Source organism: Novosphingobium sp. BAM6, from assembly GCF_057784955.1.
Window position 1 is genome coordinate 51,260 of record NZ_JBYNTR010000007.1, and the last position, 14,616, is coordinate 65,875.

The following is a 14,616-nucleotide window of genomic DNA, read 5'->3' on the forward strand; positions in this document are numbered from 1 at the left end:
AGAAACCTAATCCTCGCGAGTGAACGTAGCACGCAAGGCCGCATAACCCGTTTCCGGATGCAGGGAAATCGGGCCATAGCAGCGCAACGCCCCTTTGGCGACCAGAGTTCTGTGAATAGCTCGATATATGACACGCAGGGGCCTAATCAACGCCAGCGGTACAAATGATTGCGATTTCGGTTGCACCAGCGCGCTGCGCGATCCGGCGAATCCGAGCATATCGTGAATTCGCCAACCTGCCAGGTTCAGGTTCACGTGCAGGTTGGAACAGATCGACTCATTCACGACCTTGCAGACCTTGAATGGGTTGCCCGGCTGCAGATCTTCCGTTTCATGGCGTTTGCGACCATTCCCCATTGCTTTCCCCTGATCCTGCCTGGGCGCAAATGCGGAATGGCTCTACACAAGGTCGATCGAACACGGCATCGTGAAGGCCCTTTGGCGGGAGATTCATACAGATGCGTTTGACCCTGATAGCTGTACTGGCGCTGGCCGCCGCCTCCTCTCCCTTGGCAGCGCAAGCGCAGACCTCGGGAAATGGCGAAGCTACAGCGAAGCCACAGGATGACGCCGACCCCTTCCTGTGGCTGGAGCAGGTGGATTCGCCCCAGGCCATGGACTGGGTGAACACGCACAACGCCACCACCACGCAGCGCCTTCAGGCCGATCCGCATTACCAGACCTTCTACGATCAGGCGCTGGCGCTGGCCGGAGCCAAGGATCGCATTCCCGCACCCAGCTTCCTGCATGGCGCGATCTTCAATTTCTGGCAGGATCAGGACCATCTGCGCGGGATCTGGCGCAAGACTTCGCTGGCGGACTATCGCACCGAAACCCCGCACTGGACGACCGTGCTCGACATCGATGCGCTGGGCAAGGTCGATGGCAAGAGCTGGGTGATGAAGGGCATCGACTGCCTCGAACCCGAAGAGAACCGCTGCCTCGTCTCGCTGTCGGACGGCGGCGAGGACGCAGTGGAGATCCGCGAATTCGATCTCGACACCAACAGTTTCGTCAAGGACGGCTTCCATCTGCCGCGCGGCAAGCATCGCGTGGCGTGGGAGGACCGCGACCACCTGCTGGTCGCCACCGACTGGACGCCGCAGGACCTGACCCCTTCGGGCTATCCCTTCGTGGTCAAGCGCCTGACACGCGGACAGCCTCTGTCCTCTGCACAGGAAGTCTACCGCGGCGATCCGCAGGATGGCGGCTATGGCGTTACTCCGGCCGTCCTCCACGATGGCAAAGGCAACCATCTCGCCGTGATCGAACGCCCGCTCGACACCTTCCGCCACCAGACGTTCGTGCTGACCGCGCGCGGGGCCGAGCGCCTTGCCATTCCGGACAAGGCCTCTGTCGTCGCCCTCGTCGCAGGCCGGGTGATCGTGCAGCTCGATCAGGACTGGAGCACCGGCGGCAAGAGCTTCGGCTCGGGCTCGCTGGTCGAGCTCGCCCTTCCCTCCGTACTGGCCGCGCCTGCGAAACTGCAGGCCAAGCTCATCTGGGCGCCCAGTCCGCGCGATGCGCTGAACGGCATCACCTCCACCCGTGACACGCTGCTGGTCAGCACGCTGGAGAACGTGCGCGGTCGCGCGCTGGTCTTCACGCCGACCGCAAGCGGCTGGAAGACATCGCAACTGCCCCTGCCGGATAATCTCTCGGTCGATTACGGCGCGACCGACGAACAGTCGGACATGGCCTTCGTCAGCACCAGCGGCTTCCTCGATCCCTCGACGCTCTACCTGGCGCACACCGCGCAGGGTACGCTCGCCAAGGCCAAGGCCCTGCCGCCCAAGTTCGATGCCTCGCGCGATGTGGTGGAGCAGCTGGAAGCAACCTCCAGCGACGGCACAAAAATCCCGTACTTCGTCGTCCACCGCAAGGACATCCCCTACGATGGCACCACGCCGACGATCATGACCGCCTATGGCGGCTTCCAGGTCAGCGAGACGCCCTATTACTCCAGCACCACCGGCAAGCTGTGGCTGGAGAACGGCGGCGCCTTCGTGCTCGCCAACATTCGCGGCGGCGGCGAGTTCGGGCCCAAGTGGCACGAGGCCGGGCTCGCCACGAAACGCCAGATCATCTACAACGATTTCGCCGCCGTGGCGAAAGACCTCATCACCCGCAAGATCACCTCGCCGCGCCGCCTCGGGATCGAGGGCGGATCGAACGGCGGACTGCTGATGGGCGTCGAATTCGTCCAGCACCCTGACTTGTGGAATGCGGTGCTGATCGAGGTGCCGCTGCTCGACATGATCCGCATCTCGAAGATCGCGGCGGGCGCCTCGTGGCAGGGCGAATATGGCGATGTGAACGCCGACCCGGCCGTGCGCGCGTTCTGGGAGAAGACCTCGCCCTACCAGAACCTGAAGATCGGGCCGAAATACCCCGAGCCCTTCATCTTCACCACCACCAAGGACGATCGCGTCGGCCCGCAGCACGCGCGCAAGTTCGCCGCGAAGATGGAGAGCCTCAAGCTGCCGTTCTACTACTATGAGAACACCGAAGGCGGCCACGGCGCGGGCGCTGACATCAAGCAATCGGCGCGCACGACAGCGCTGACGATGACCTACATGTGGCAAAAGCTGATGAACTGATCGTTGATCAATCCCTTGAGCGCCTGCGGAGAATGATCTTCTTCGCAGGCGCTCCCCTCTGCCTTCTTCTGTTCATGCACTATGGCAATGGCGTTGGCACGCCAGCAAACAGTCGAATTGCCATCTCTCGCTTGACCGCATGCGCGACCCGGTTCACCTTCGCTCGCATGATACAACATATCTCCCGCGCACTTGCCTGTAGCGCCGCCGCCATCGCGCTTTCTCTTCCCGTCTATGGTGCTTTTGCGGCACCCCAGAGCGATACGCTCGATACCATGGCGAACGAGAAGGTCGGCACCTATGACTGGGTACGCCCTCAGGCCGATTTCGTGCGCCGCGTGGTGGATATTCCGATGCGCGACGGGGTAAAGCTGCACACCGTCATCATCTTCCGCAAGGGGCTGACCGACGCGCCCATGCTGCTGACGCGCACGCCGTACGACGCAGAAGCCGCCGCCAGCGGAAACCGCAGCCAGAACATCGACGAGGTCGTACGCTATTCCGACCGCCTCTTCGTGGACAATGGCTATATCCGCGTGTTCCAGGACATTCGCGGGCAGCACATGTCCCAGGGCGACTACGTGATGAACCGCCCCCTGCGCGGCGAATTCAACAAGACGAAGACCGACCACGCAACCGACACCTATGACACCATCGACTGGCTGGTGAAGAACGTGAAGGAAAGCAACGGCAAGGTCGGGATGATCGGCTCTTCCTACGAAGGCTTTACCGCGCTGATGGGCACGGTCGATCCGCACCCCGCGCTGAAAGCCACGGTCCCGCAAAGCCCGATGGTCGACGGCTGGATGGGCGACGACTGGTTCCACAACGGCGCGTTCCGCACATTCGGGTACGATTACGATCTGGAACAGACCGTCGGCAAGGGCGGCGGCGCGGTGCCGCGCGGCACGGGCGAGGACTATAGCGCCTACCTCGAAGCGGGCTCTGCCTACGATTATGCGGAAAAATACGGGCTGCTGGATATCCCGGCGATCCGCAAGGTGCTCGAACACCCCGCCTACGACGCCTGGTGGCAGTATCAGGCGGTCGACAAGCAATTGGGCAAGCGTCCTCTCACCGTCCCCATGCTGCTGGTCGTGGGCGAATGGGATCAGGAAGACAGCTATGGCGCCCCGGCCGTCTACAAGGCGCTGGAGCCCAAGGATACCAACAACGACATGGTCAGTCTGGCGATCGGTCCGTGGCGTCATTCCGGCGTCAACTATATCGGGCGCTCGCTCGGCGATCTGCAATTCGAAGGCGACACGGCCCAGCAGTTCCGCGAGCGCTACGAACTGCCCTTCCTCGATTGCCACCTCAAGAGCAATCCGCCCGCCTGCCATACACCGCCCGTCATCACCTACTCGACCGGGGCGGACAAATGGGAGGTCTCGCAGAAATGGCCTGACGGCAACTATACCCCGCTCTACCTGGCAGACGGCTTCGGCCTGTCCTGGGGCAAGCCGGTAACCGCCGGGCAGGACAGCTACGTCTCCGATCCTGCCAAGCCTGTCCCGATGCTGCCGCGCCCGATCCATATGGACGGCGACGAATGGAAGACCTGGCTGGTGCAGGATCAGCGCTTTGCCGACAGCCGGACTGACGTGCTGAGCTATTCCACGGGCACACTGACCAAGCCCGTCCACATCAAGGGCGCCCCCAAGGTGGACCTGCACGCCTTCACCAGCGGGCAGGACAGCGACTATGTAGTCAAGCTGATCGATGTCTACCCGGCAGAGGATTCGGCGCACCCCGACATGGCGGGCTACGAACTGCCGATGGGGATCGAGATCTTCCGCGGCCGCTACGTTCACGGCTTCGCCACGCCCGCACCGCTGGAACCGGGCAAGAGCTACAACTTCAAGTGGTCGCTTCCCAACGTCGATCACGTCTTCCTGCCCGGCCACAAGATCATGGTGCAGGTCCAGTCGAGCCTCTTCCCGCTCTACGACCGCAACCCGCAGAAATGGGTGCCCTCGATCATGAAGGCCAAACCGGAAGACTATGTGAAGGCGACAGAGACGGTGCAGCATGGCGGAGAAACCGCAAGCGCCGTCTGGCTGCCCGTTGCACAGGAGTAGATCGCAGCACGAAGCGAGAGAGCCTCCGCTGATCCCGCGATGGCAGCAGGGTGATTTTTCGGAATCACCCTGCCCCAAGATACACGGCTTGCCCCATTGTCAGTTTTCGGGTTGCGCGGGGGGCTGTTCGGTAATGGTGCTTTCGACGTGGGCGAGCTGGAGCTGGACGAGGGGTTTCCAGGAGGCATCCTTGGGGGCGTGGGCGAGGAGATCGGCCCAGATCTTCGCGGCTTGCGGCAGTTTTCCCGAGGTAGCGAGGGCGAGGGCTGTAAAGAACGGTGGGCCCGGCGCCTTGGGATCGGCCTGTGCGGCGCGGCGATAGGCGTAGAAGGCGGCGGGCGAGGGATAGCCGTGGGCGTGCATCAGCAGGGCATTGCCCAGCGCCAGCCAGGCCTCGCTGTTCTTGGGGTCTTCCTCGATGGCGCCGCGCAGAATGCCGGCTGCGCTGGCATAGTCGCCGTTGCGGGCCAGCGCGTCGGAGACGATCACCCAGCGGTTGAGCGGCGGGATCGTGCTGTTCGTCACCTTGCGGCGCAGATCGACCAGCAGCCCCGGATTGTCGGCATCGGCCTGCACGGGGCCCGTAGGATGGCCCGCAAGATCGGGCCGCCCCTGCATCGCATAGCCTGCCAAGCCCACCGCCAGCGCCGCCGCCAGCGTGCCGTATGCGCTGCGCGGCACCCGCAAGCGCCAGACCGTAAGGCCGAAGGTCGCGCCTGCAAGGATCAGAACTGCCAGCCAGATCATGATGCTCTCCTGCCCAGACGCGTGCGGGCTATCAGTGTGCCCAGAACCACCAGCAACACCGGCAGCGCATAGAGCGGCCAGCCTGCGCCATCGAGCGGCGGGGCATAGCTGACGTAATCGCCATAGCGCCCGATCAGCCAGCTGCGGATCTGTGCGGGCGTCTGTCCTTGCGCGATGCGCTCGCGCACCAGCGAGCGCATCGCGCCTGCGATCGGGGCATTGGAATCGGCGATCGACTGCCCCTGACACTGCAGACAGCGCAGCGTTGCCATCAGCGTGCTGGCCTTGGCCTCCTGCTGCGGATCATCGAGCTGGCGCCAGGCATAGGGCGCGGTCCCCTGAAGCTCCTGCGCGAGCGAGGGCGCGGCCAGTCCGAGCGCTGCGGTGATCGCCATCGAGGCAGCCATCAAGGCAGGCATCAAGGTCGGCAGGCGCCTCATCGTCCGGCCTCGCGGATCTGTGCCAGCATCTCGGGCATGTCCTCAGGCCGGATCTCGCCGATATGCTGGTAGCGGATCACGCCCCGGCCATCGACGATATAGCTTTCCGGCACGCCCGAGGAGCCGAGCGCAAGCTGCACCTGCCCGCTGTCGTCGCGCCCGATCGTCTCGAACGGGTTACCGTTGACGGCGAGGAACTTCGCCAGATCGTCAGGCTCGTCACGCACCGCGATGCCGACGAGGGACACGCCTGCGGCACGCAAGGCTGCCAGCTGCGGCGCTTCCACCCGGCACGGCAGACACCACGAAGCGAAGACGTTCACCACATGCACACGGCCATCGGCAAGCGCGCGGCTGTCGAGACCTGTGTTTGCGCCCGGCCCATTCGGCAAGCCCGCAGGCAGCGAGAACGCGGGCATCGGCTTGCCAACCATCGCGCTGCGCACCGCCGTATCCTGCGGGCGCAGCAGCGCCGCCAGCGCCAGCGCGGCAACCGCAGCGAACAAAGCCAGCGGCAGCCAGATCATCCAGTTCGAGACGCGAGCCGGAGATGTCGAAGGCGTACTCATCGCCCCATCTCTTCCCGGCGTTCCTCGATCCGCCTCACGATCCTGCCCCGCCGCCATCCGCTGCCCACGCGTCCGGCCAACGCCAGCAGGCCGCCTAGCGCGACCAGCACGCCGCCCAGCCAGATCAGCGAGACGAACGGCTTCCACCACAGCCGCAGCTGCCAGCGGCCATCGTCGGTCTGCTCACCGAGCACGGTATAGAGTTGCCCGTTCCAGCGCGTGTAAAGCGCCGTCTCGCTGGTCCCTTGTGGTGGCACCCAGAACATGCGCGCCTGCGGCTGAAGGTGCACGGGTGCGCCGCCGCGATAGCGGGCGTCGAGCTCGGCCTCCAACGCGGTCCAGTTTGGGCCCGCCTGCGGCTCGATGGCGGCAAGCCGCACGTTCCACGGGCCGACCTGGGTGCTCTGTCCAGGCTTCAGGGCCACGAGGCGCTCGATGGTCCAGTTGCTCTCGCAGCCCATGCCGATCAGCGCGACGCCGATCCCGAAGTGCGCAATCACCATGCCCCACAGCGGCAGCGGCGCCTTCAGGCGGCGGCGCGAGACCAGCGGCATCCACGAGGCCACGGCAAGCCCTGCCCCCAGCACCAGCACGAGGAACGGCAGCACGCTTGCCCCGCCCCACACCAGTACGGCGATGGCGGCCAGCGCGATCATGATCGCGGTGCCGGTCAGCAGCGGCAGCACACGCGGCAGTGTATCGCGGCGCCAGCGCAGCAGCGGCCCGACCATCAGCACCGCGATCATCGGCACCGCGAACAGCGCCGAGACCGGATTGAAGTAGGGCGGCCCCACCGAGACCCGCTCGCCCATGGCCTCGGCCACCAGCGGATAGAGCGTGCCGAACAGCACGATCGCCAGGATCGCCGTCAGCAGCACGTTGTTGAGCACCAGCGCGCCCTCGCGGCTCACCGGCTCGAAGCGCGCGCCTTCGTGGATGCGCCCGGCGCGCAAGGCGAACAGCAGCAGCGCCCCGCCGATGTAGAGCGCCAAAAGCCCAAGGATAAACGTACCGCGCGTGGGGTCGACGGCAAAGGCGTGAACGCTCGTCAGGATGCCGGAGCGCACCAGGAACGTGCCGATCATCGACATCGAGAAGGCGATCACCCCCAGCATCACCGTCCACACCCGCAACGCATCGCGCGAGGCCAGCACGTTCACCGAGTGAAACAGCGCGGTCGCCGCCAGCCAGGGCATCAGCGAGGCGTTCTCCACCGGATCCCAGAACCACCAGCCGCCCCAGCCCAGCTCGTAATAGGCCCAGTATGACCCGAAGGTGATGCCCAGCGTCAGGAATATCCACGCGCCCAGCACCCAGGGCCGCATCGCCACGGCAAAGGCGCGACCCGCCTCGCCGCTCGCCAGCGCGCCGACCGCAAAGCTGAAGGCGATCGAGAGCCCGACATAGCCGAGGTACAGCGTGGGCGGATGGAACGCGAGGCCCATGTCCTGCAACAGCGGGTTGAGCCCCATTCCTGCCGGCGGCGCCGGATCGAGTCGGGCGAACGGGTTCGAGGCCAGCAGCAGGAAGGCATAGAAGCCAAGGCTGACGAAGGCCTGCGCGGCGAGCGTCATGCGCATCGTGCGTTCGGGCAGGCGGTGCTCCAGCAGCGCGACCAGCGCGCCGGCAAAGCCCATCACCGCCACCCACAGCAGCATCGAGCCCTCGTGGTTGCCCCAGGTCGAGGCGAGGCGGAAGATCAGCGGCTTGTCCGCGCTCGAATCGCTGGCGACCAGCGCCACCGACAGGTCCGTCTGAACGAAGCACCAGGCAAGGCAGGCGAAGGCCGCCAGCACCAGCACGCCCTGTACGACCGCCGCCGGACGGGCGAGTGCGCCAAACGCTTCATTGTCTTCGCTGTCGCTACCGCCGCGCGCCGGCAGCACGCCTGCCAGAAGTTGCAGCAGCGCCAGCGCGGCCGCCATCCACAGCATCGCAAGGCCCAGTTCGGCGATCATTGCGTGTGTTCCACGAGTTCGTGTGCCTCTTGGGCGCTCATGCTCGCCATCTCGCGCGGCACGTACTTCTCGTCATGCTTGGCCAGAAGTTGCGTCGCCACGAACAGCTCGTGCCCCGCTGCCCCCGCTTCCATGTGTCCTGATTCCATGTGCCCCTGCGCCACCACGCCCGATCCCTCGACGAACAGCGAAGGCACGATACCGGTGAAGCGCACGGGCACGTTCACCTTGCCGTCGGTCACCTCGAACGCCACCGTCACGCCATCGGCCAGCGTGTGCAGCGAGCCGCGCCGCACCATGCCGCCAAGCCGGACCTCCTGACCGGGCTTGGGCGGATGGGCGAGGATCTCTGCCGGGAGGTAGAAATAGCTCGCCTCGCTGCGCAGCGCCCAGGCGGCCAGCAGCCCTGCCCCCAGCAGCGCCGCGATCGCCAGCAACACCAGCACCATGCGCTGGTTGCGCGCCTTCAGAACAGACGTCCGCATCAGCGACGCCGCTTGATCTTGTCGCGGCGCGTCTCGGCCCGCTTCATCGTCCACAGCGACCACCCCACCAGCGCAACCGTCGCGCCCAGCGCCGCGCCGTAGGCAGCGATCACATAGGGCCAGGCATCGAAGGCCGCGCGCATCAGGCCGCCTCCTCGCCCAGCGCCATGCGGCGCAGCCGCGCATCGGCCTGCCGGTCCGCCAGGATCGCGCGCATGCGCGCCAGCACGCAAGCTGCGAAGATCAGCGTGAAGCCGAGCGTCGCGGCGAACAGCGGATAGAGAAAGATCGGCGCGATGGCCGATTTGCCCAGCGTGATGCTGGGCGGCTGATGCTGGCTGTTCCACCAGATCACCGAATAGTGGATAATCGGCAGGTTCACCGAGGCCACCAAGCCGAATAGCGCCGGCGCCAGCGGCGGCTCCCCCCCCACAGACGCCTCGTCGCTCGCCCGCGCCAGCGCGATCCAGGCAAGGTACAGCAGCAGCAAGACCAGCATGCTGGTCAGCCGGCCATCCCACACCCACCACGCGCCCCACGCCGGGCGCCCCCACAGCGAACCCGTCGCCAGACACACCGCAGTAAACACCGCTCCCGGCACCGCGCAGGCCCGCGCGGCCACCGGCGCCAACGGGTGGCGCCACACGATCTGCGAAAAACTCCCCGCCGCGATCCCCAACCACCCCGCCATGCCCAGCCACGCCGCAGGCACATGCAGGAAGATGATCCGCACCGTGTCCCCCTGAAGCCGCTCCGGCGGAACAAAAAACAGCCCGAACACCAACGCCCCGCCCGCCAGCACGACACCACCGATCAGACACAACGGCATCAAAACCCGCGCCAAACGCACAAAACGAGACGGATTGGCTAAACCGTGCATGCCAGAAGCTACAGGGGCGGAAATCATGCAATATCTCGATTAGTTCTGGCAGGCGGAATGACAGCATTCACGCCTATCATTTCCCGCAAGCATGTCGCGAAAAAACTGCTCAGGGCTCCATAGACACAACTATCGCTCCAGACGGAACGGCGCCTTTCCGAAGTTTCCGGAAGACGCTGGCCGCTCCACGATCGCGAAGGAAGAAAGAGCGCAGCATCGGTGGATTGCACCGGTTGCCAGACCGATCCCCCCGATCTAGATTCATGACTCATTGATTGAGTCAGAAGAAAACGGTGGCGGCAATGCAGATGGCTGACATGAACGTGTCGGCGCATTGGTCGTAGCGTGTGTGAATGCGCCGCCAGTCCTGGGGCCTTAGCGAACAAGTTCTCGATCTTGTAGCGCTTGCGATAGCAGGAAGCGTCGTACGGGATCGGGACTTTCCGGTTTTTCTTCGACGGAATGCAGGCGACGATATTGCGATCCGCAAGCGCCTTGCGAAACCAGTCAGCATCATAGCCCCGATCACAGAGCAGTGCCTTGGCCCTGGGCAAGGCATCGAGCACCAGCGCCGCGCCTTTGTAATCGCTCATCTGGCCTTCGCTGAGCAGCATGACGAGTGGCCTGCCCCTGCCGTCGCACATGGCATGAAGCTTGGAATTCAGGCCGTCTCTGGTGCGCCCGATACGTCTGGGAACAGCCCCTTTTTAGAAGGCCTGCTCCGGTTCGATGTGCCCTTCAGGTGGGTCGCGTCGATCATCGACCCTAGGAACCCCGTGCGACAACGGAAAATACGGCTCGATCCGGCGCATCTGCGCCTCCGACAACCAGATCAGGCCAATCATGGCAACGTCTCCTCGCGCTGCCATCGAATCAACCAACCGCAATCGTCGCAAGCTATTTAATAGGTCCTGAGCCTAGGTTAGGCAGGTCTCTACCCCGGTTCTGTCCGTTTCAATCTGTACGCCTGCATTGCGGGCGCTTGACACCGGTTGCCCACAAAGTAGGATCATAGTCCATAATATGAAATAAAGAAGGGATGGGAGCGTGGTGTCTCTGATGAAGGGCAGCCGTGCCTTGCGACTGGGAGTGACCCTCTCTGCGGCGCTGAATATCGCTGTTTTTCCGGCCGTTGCGCAGGAGTCGACCAAGACAGATGTCCCCGTTCCGCGCGAATGGATTGACGCGAAGACCGGGCACCGGGTGGTGCGGATCTCGAACGAGCCTAACTCTTCCAGCCTCTATTTCAACTACAACGCCTATACCCCGCAAGGCGACAGGATGGCGATCGTCACGCCTGCCGGGATCGCCGCGATCGACCTCAAGACTTTCAAGGAAATTCCGGTCCTTGCCGTTAAGGAGCCGTTCCGGCTGCTGTTCACCGGCCACAAGACGCGGCAGGTCTATTACGAAACCTTTCAGGGTGGCCCAAATGGCGGCAAAACAATCTGGGGGGTGTCGATAGACGGCGGAAAACCAAGGAAAATCGCCTCGGTCGCCAGTGGCGATATCCAGACCATCAATGCCGACGAAACGCTTCTGGGTGGCGTCTCCGTGGATGGCGACCGCGGCGCCAACGCCCTGAAAGCGTTCCAGAAAACCGACCAGCGCTTCGATCAGGCGGACTATCAGGCCACCGGCAAGGACGGCAAGCCGCTGAACTACGCCGACGCCAAGGAAGTCCGCATGGACGAGCGACTAGAGTCCAAGGTGCCGATGTCGATGTTCGTGATCGACATAAAGACTGGTAAACAAAGGAAAGTCTACGGCTCTACCGATTGGCTGAATCACCTCCAGTTCTCCCCCACCGATCCCAACCTGCTGATGTTCTGCCACGAAGGCCCTTGGCAGAAGGTCGACCGCCTCTGGCTGCTGCATCTCGACCGCCCAAGCGCGCCGCCGGTCAAGATCCACACCCGCACGATGAACATGGAAATCGCGGGACATGAATGGTTTAGCGAGGACGGCAAGACGATCTGGTACGATCTCCAGACCCCGCGCGGGCAGGATTTCTGGGTCGCCGGATACGACATCGCGACCGGCCATCGCACGCAATATCACCTCACCCGCAACGAATGGTCGGTCCACTTCAACCGCAATGCCGATGGCACCCTGTTCTCAGGCGACGGCGGCGGACCGGACATGGTCGCCCATGCAAGCGACGGCAAGTGGCTCTATCTGTTCACCCCCCACGCGGTCATTCCCGACGCAGGCATCCCCTCGCCGCATTCCGAAGCGCTGATCCAGCCGGGAACTTTCACGGCGGAGAAACTCGTCGACATGGGCAAACAGGACTATCGGCTGGAGCCCAACGGCAAGTTCTCTCCCGATGGCAAGTGGCTGATTTTCAGGGGCAACATGTTCGGGCCAAGCTATGTATTCGCGGTCGAACTGACTCGCGCCAAGGAGCCTGCCCAATGATCGCAAACACCACCAGCCCTGCCCTCCTGCTGGCGGCCACCGCAGCCCTGCTCGTGGCCGCCGCGCCGCCGCCCGCGAACGACATTCCGCCCGACACGGCCTCTGCCCGCCCCGACAAGCCCGCCGCTCGGGTCTTTATCGCCAGCGATTCCACCGCCGCGCACTATGGCGCTGCGCAGTTCCCGCAGATGGGCTGGGGCATGTTCCTGGGCTGCGCGTTGCCGACAGACGTACAGGTGGTGAACATGGCCCACGGCGGCCGCAGTACGGGGACATACGTGTCGGACGGTTTCTGGAAGCAACTGACCGACGCGCTGCAACCGGGCGACACCGTGCTGATCCAGTTCGGTCATAACGACGAAGACACCACCAAGATGTTCCGTCACGTCGATCCGCCGCAATATGCTGTTAATCTTGCGAAATTCGTCTCCGACGTGCGAGAGAGGCAGGCCATTCCGGTGCTACTGACGCCTATCGCCCGCGACGAGTTCGATGCCGCAGGCCATATCCGCGAAACCCACGGCGCGTGGGCCGAAGCGGTGCGCCAGGTCGCGACCGAGACGCACACGCCGCTCATCGATCTCGACGCCAAGGCCATGGCGTGGTTCGGCGCGAAAGGCCCCGGCAAGACCGGCGCGGACCGCTATTTCCTGATCTATGACGCCGCCGATCACATCGCGCGCTTTCCCGAAGGCCACCGCGACACCACCCACCTGAACGAACTGGGCGCACGCAGCGCCGCCGCGCTGGTGGCGGACGATCTTGCCACGCTCGACGTGCCGCTGGCAAAGCGTGTCCATGTACCCGATCCCGCAGCCCAGCGCGCGCTGGGCGCGCCGACCTGCTGGTAGAGGGCGGCATGATGCGCCGGGATATCCTTGCCGGGAGCGCGGCCTTGGCGCTGATATCGAAGCCGGCGCTCGCGGCACAGACCACCGCTCAGACCTTCGACATCCGGCACTTCGGTGCACGCGGCGACGGTGAGACACTTGATACCGACGCGATCAATGCCGCGATCCGCGCTGCGGTCAAGGCAGGCGGCGGCGTGGTGGCGATCCCGGCGGGACGCTATCTGTGCTTCTCGATCCGCCTTGCCAGCCATGTCTCGCTACGCTTCGAGGCAGGCGCGGTGATCGTCGCTGCCGATCCCGCGCACCACGCCGGGCGCTACGATCTGCCCGAGGATCGCGGGGCGCAGCTCTATCAGGACTTCGGCCATAGCCACTGGCACAACAGTCTGATCTGGGGCGATGGCGTAGAGGACGTTGCGCTCGAAGGACCGGGCCGGATCGAGGGCTGGGCGTTAACCCGCAACGGCCCCGGCGCGCGCTGGCAGGCGCAGACCGGCGAACGCCCGCTGTCAATGCAGCACATGACCGCCACCGAGATCGCCGCGCTGGAGAGCGATCATGCGGCCATGGAAGGCCTCGGCAACAAGGCCATCGCGCTGCGCATGGGGCGGCGCATCCGCCTTTCGGGGCTGACCATCGCGGGCGGCGGCCATATCGCCGTGCTCGCCACCGGCACGCAGGGGCTGACCATCGAGAACCTGACCATCGATACGGGCCGCGACGGCATCGACCTCGACTGCGTGCGCGATGTGACGGTTTCGGGCTGCCGGATCAACACGCCCAACGACGATGCCATCGTCGTCAAATCCAGCCTCGCGCTCGGCGAGAAGATCGCGTCCGAAAACGTGACGATCCGCGATTGCCGGGTCTCGGGCTACGATCTCGGGACGATGCTGAGCGGCGCCAACGGCACCACGCAGGCGCTTGCGCCCGACCGTGACCGCCCGACCGGGCGGATCAAGCTCGGAACCGAGAGCAACGGCGGCTATCGCCATGTGCTGATCGAGCGCTGCCGCTTCGCGCATTGCCGGGGCCTTGCGCTCGAAACGGTGGACGGCGGCGCGATGGAAGACGTGATCGCCCGCGAACTGTTCATGGAAGACGTCACCACCGCGCCAATCTTCGTACGTGTGGGCAACCGGGGGCGCGGCCCTCAAGAAACCAAAATTGGTTCGACGCGCGGCATCCGCATCGAGCAGGTGTTCGCGCAAGGGATCGACCCGCGCTATCCGGCGATCCTCGCCGGCATTCCCGGCCATCCGGTGCGCGATGTGACGCTTTCGCAGATCAACCTGACGTATGCGGGCGGCGGCACCCAAAGCGATGCGGCGCGGCAGGTTCCGGAGGTGCCGAACGCCTACCCGGAGCCCAGCATGTTCGGGGTGCTGCCCGCCTGGGGCCTGTGGATGCGCGATGTGGAAGCGATCACGCTCGACCGGATCGCCCTTGCGACTGCCGCGCCCGACGCCCGCCCGCCTATCGTGCTGGATCGCGCCACCGCGATTACCGCCGATGCCTTTCCGCTCTGGGCACAACGCCGCATCCTGCCCTGATCTGACCGCCCTGATCTGACCGCTTCGAGGA

13 protein-coding genes and 1 pseudogene are annotated in these 14,616 nt (G+C 64.7%); 5 read left to right on the forward strand and 9 right to left on the reverse strand.

What is annotated here, in order from left to right; translation table 11 throughout:
- Positions 1-6: 6 nt before the first annotated feature.
- A complete protein-coding gene (locus AC3EC3_RS16025) occupies positions 7-357 on the reverse strand; it encodes a hypothetical protein (protein WP_488490605.1) in 351 nt (116 codons plus the stop codon).
- A gap of 101 nt (positions 358-458) precedes the next feature.
- Here AC3EC3_RS16025 and AC3EC3_RS16030 point away from each other — a divergent pair, with 101 nt between their 5' ends.
- Together AC3EC3_RS16030 and AC3EC3_RS16035 are read left to right on the forward strand one after the other, a co-directional pair.
- A complete protein-coding gene (locus AC3EC3_RS16030) occupies positions 459-2,600 on the forward strand; it encodes a prolyl oligopeptidase family serine peptidase (protein WP_488490606.1) in 2,142 nt (713 codons plus the stop codon).
- 167 nt (positions 2,601-2,767) lie between these two features.
- The gene (locus AC3EC3_RS16035) at positions 2,768-4,681 is read left to right on the forward strand and encodes a CocE/NonD family hydrolase (RefSeq protein ID WP_488490607.1); all 1,914 of its coding nucleotides are present in this window, start codon (positions 2,768-2,770) and stop codon (positions 4,679-4,681) included.
- Between the two features lie 99 nt (positions 4,682-4,780).
- Here the strand turns inward: AC3EC3_RS16035 and AC3EC3_RS16040 are convergent, their stop codons facing one another.
- The 8 genes and pseudogenes from AC3EC3_RS16040 to AC3EC3_RS16075 all read right to left on the reverse strand — a co-directional run bounded on the left by AC3EC3_RS16040 (position 4,781) and on the right by AC3EC3_RS16075 (position 10,605).
- Positions 4,781-5,428 (reverse strand): tetratricopeptide repeat protein, encoded by a 648-nt coding sequence (locus tag AC3EC3_RS16040; protein ID WP_488490608.1) that lies wholly within the window; start codon positions 5,426-5,428, stop codon positions 4,781-4,783.
- A complete protein-coding gene (locus tag AC3EC3_RS16045) occupies positions 5,425-5,868 on the reverse strand; it encodes a cytochrome c-type biogenesis protein (RefSeq protein WP_488490609.1) in 444 nt (147 codons plus the stop codon). Before AC3EC3_RS16045 ends, AC3EC3_RS16040 begins: the two co-directional genes overlap by 4 nt.
- Positions 5,865-6,437, reverse strand: coding sequence for a DsbE family thiol:disulfide interchange protein (locus tag AC3EC3_RS16050; RefSeq protein ID WP_488490610.1), 573 nt, complete (start codon positions 6,435-6,437; stop codon positions 5,865-5,867). Before AC3EC3_RS16050 ends, AC3EC3_RS16045 begins: the two co-directional genes overlap by 4 nt.
- Positions 6,434-8,395 (reverse strand): heme lyase CcmF/NrfE family subunit, encoded by a 1,962-nt coding sequence (locus tag AC3EC3_RS16055; protein WP_488490611.1) that lies wholly within the window; start codon positions 8,393-8,395, stop codon positions 6,434-6,436. Before AC3EC3_RS16055 ends, AC3EC3_RS16050 begins: the two co-directional genes overlap by 4 nt.
- Positions 8,392-8,880: a cytochrome c maturation protein CcmE gene (ccmE, locus tag AC3EC3_RS16060; protein ID WP_488490612.1), complete on the reverse strand. Its 489-nt coding sequence runs from the start codon at positions 8,878-8,880 to the stop codon at positions 8,392-8,394. The genes AC3EC3_RS16055 and ccmE overlap by 4 nt, the downstream gene beginning before the upstream one ends.
- Positions 8,880-9,023, reverse strand: coding sequence for a heme exporter protein CcmD (gene ccmD / locus AC3EC3_RS16065; protein WP_488490613.1), 144 nt, complete (start codon positions 9,021-9,023; stop codon positions 8,880-8,882). Before ccmD ends, ccmE begins: the two co-directional genes overlap by 1 nt.
- Positions 9,023-9,760, reverse strand: coding sequence for a heme ABC transporter permease CcmC (ccmC, locus tag AC3EC3_RS16070; protein ID WP_488490696.1), 738 nt, complete (start codon positions 9,758-9,760; stop codon positions 9,023-9,025). Before ccmC ends, ccmD begins: the two co-directional genes overlap by 1 nt.
- A gap of 280 nt (positions 9,761-10,040) precedes the next feature.
- Positions 10,041-10,605 (reverse strand): annotated as a pseudogene (locus AC3EC3_RS16075) (IS5 family transposase).
- Positions 10,606-10,819: 214 nt separating this feature from the next.
- On the opposite strand from AC3EC3_RS16075, the gene AC3EC3_RS16080 reads away from it, so the two are divergent.
- From AC3EC3_RS16080 to AC3EC3_RS16090, 3 genes are read left to right on the forward strand one after another with little or no spacing between them, the layout of a single operon-like run.
- Positions 10,820-12,181: an oligogalacturonate lyase family protein gene (locus AC3EC3_RS16080; protein ID WP_488490614.1), complete on the forward strand. Its 1,362-nt coding sequence runs from the start codon at positions 10,820-10,822 to the stop codon at positions 12,179-12,181.
- Positions 12,178-13,032 (forward strand): rhamnogalacturonan acetylesterase, encoded by an 855-nt coding sequence (locus AC3EC3_RS16085; RefSeq protein WP_488490615.1) that lies wholly within the window; start codon positions 12,178-12,180, stop codon positions 13,030-13,032. Before AC3EC3_RS16080 ends, AC3EC3_RS16085 begins: the two co-directional genes overlap by 4 nt.
- A 44-nt stretch (positions 13,033-13,076) precedes the next feature.
- Positions 13,077-14,585: a rhamnogalacturonidase gene (locus AC3EC3_RS16090; RefSeq protein ID WP_488490616.1), complete on the forward strand. Its 1,509-nt coding sequence runs from the start codon at positions 13,077-13,079 to the stop codon at positions 14,583-14,585.
- Positions 14,586-14,616 lie beyond the last annotated feature (31 nt).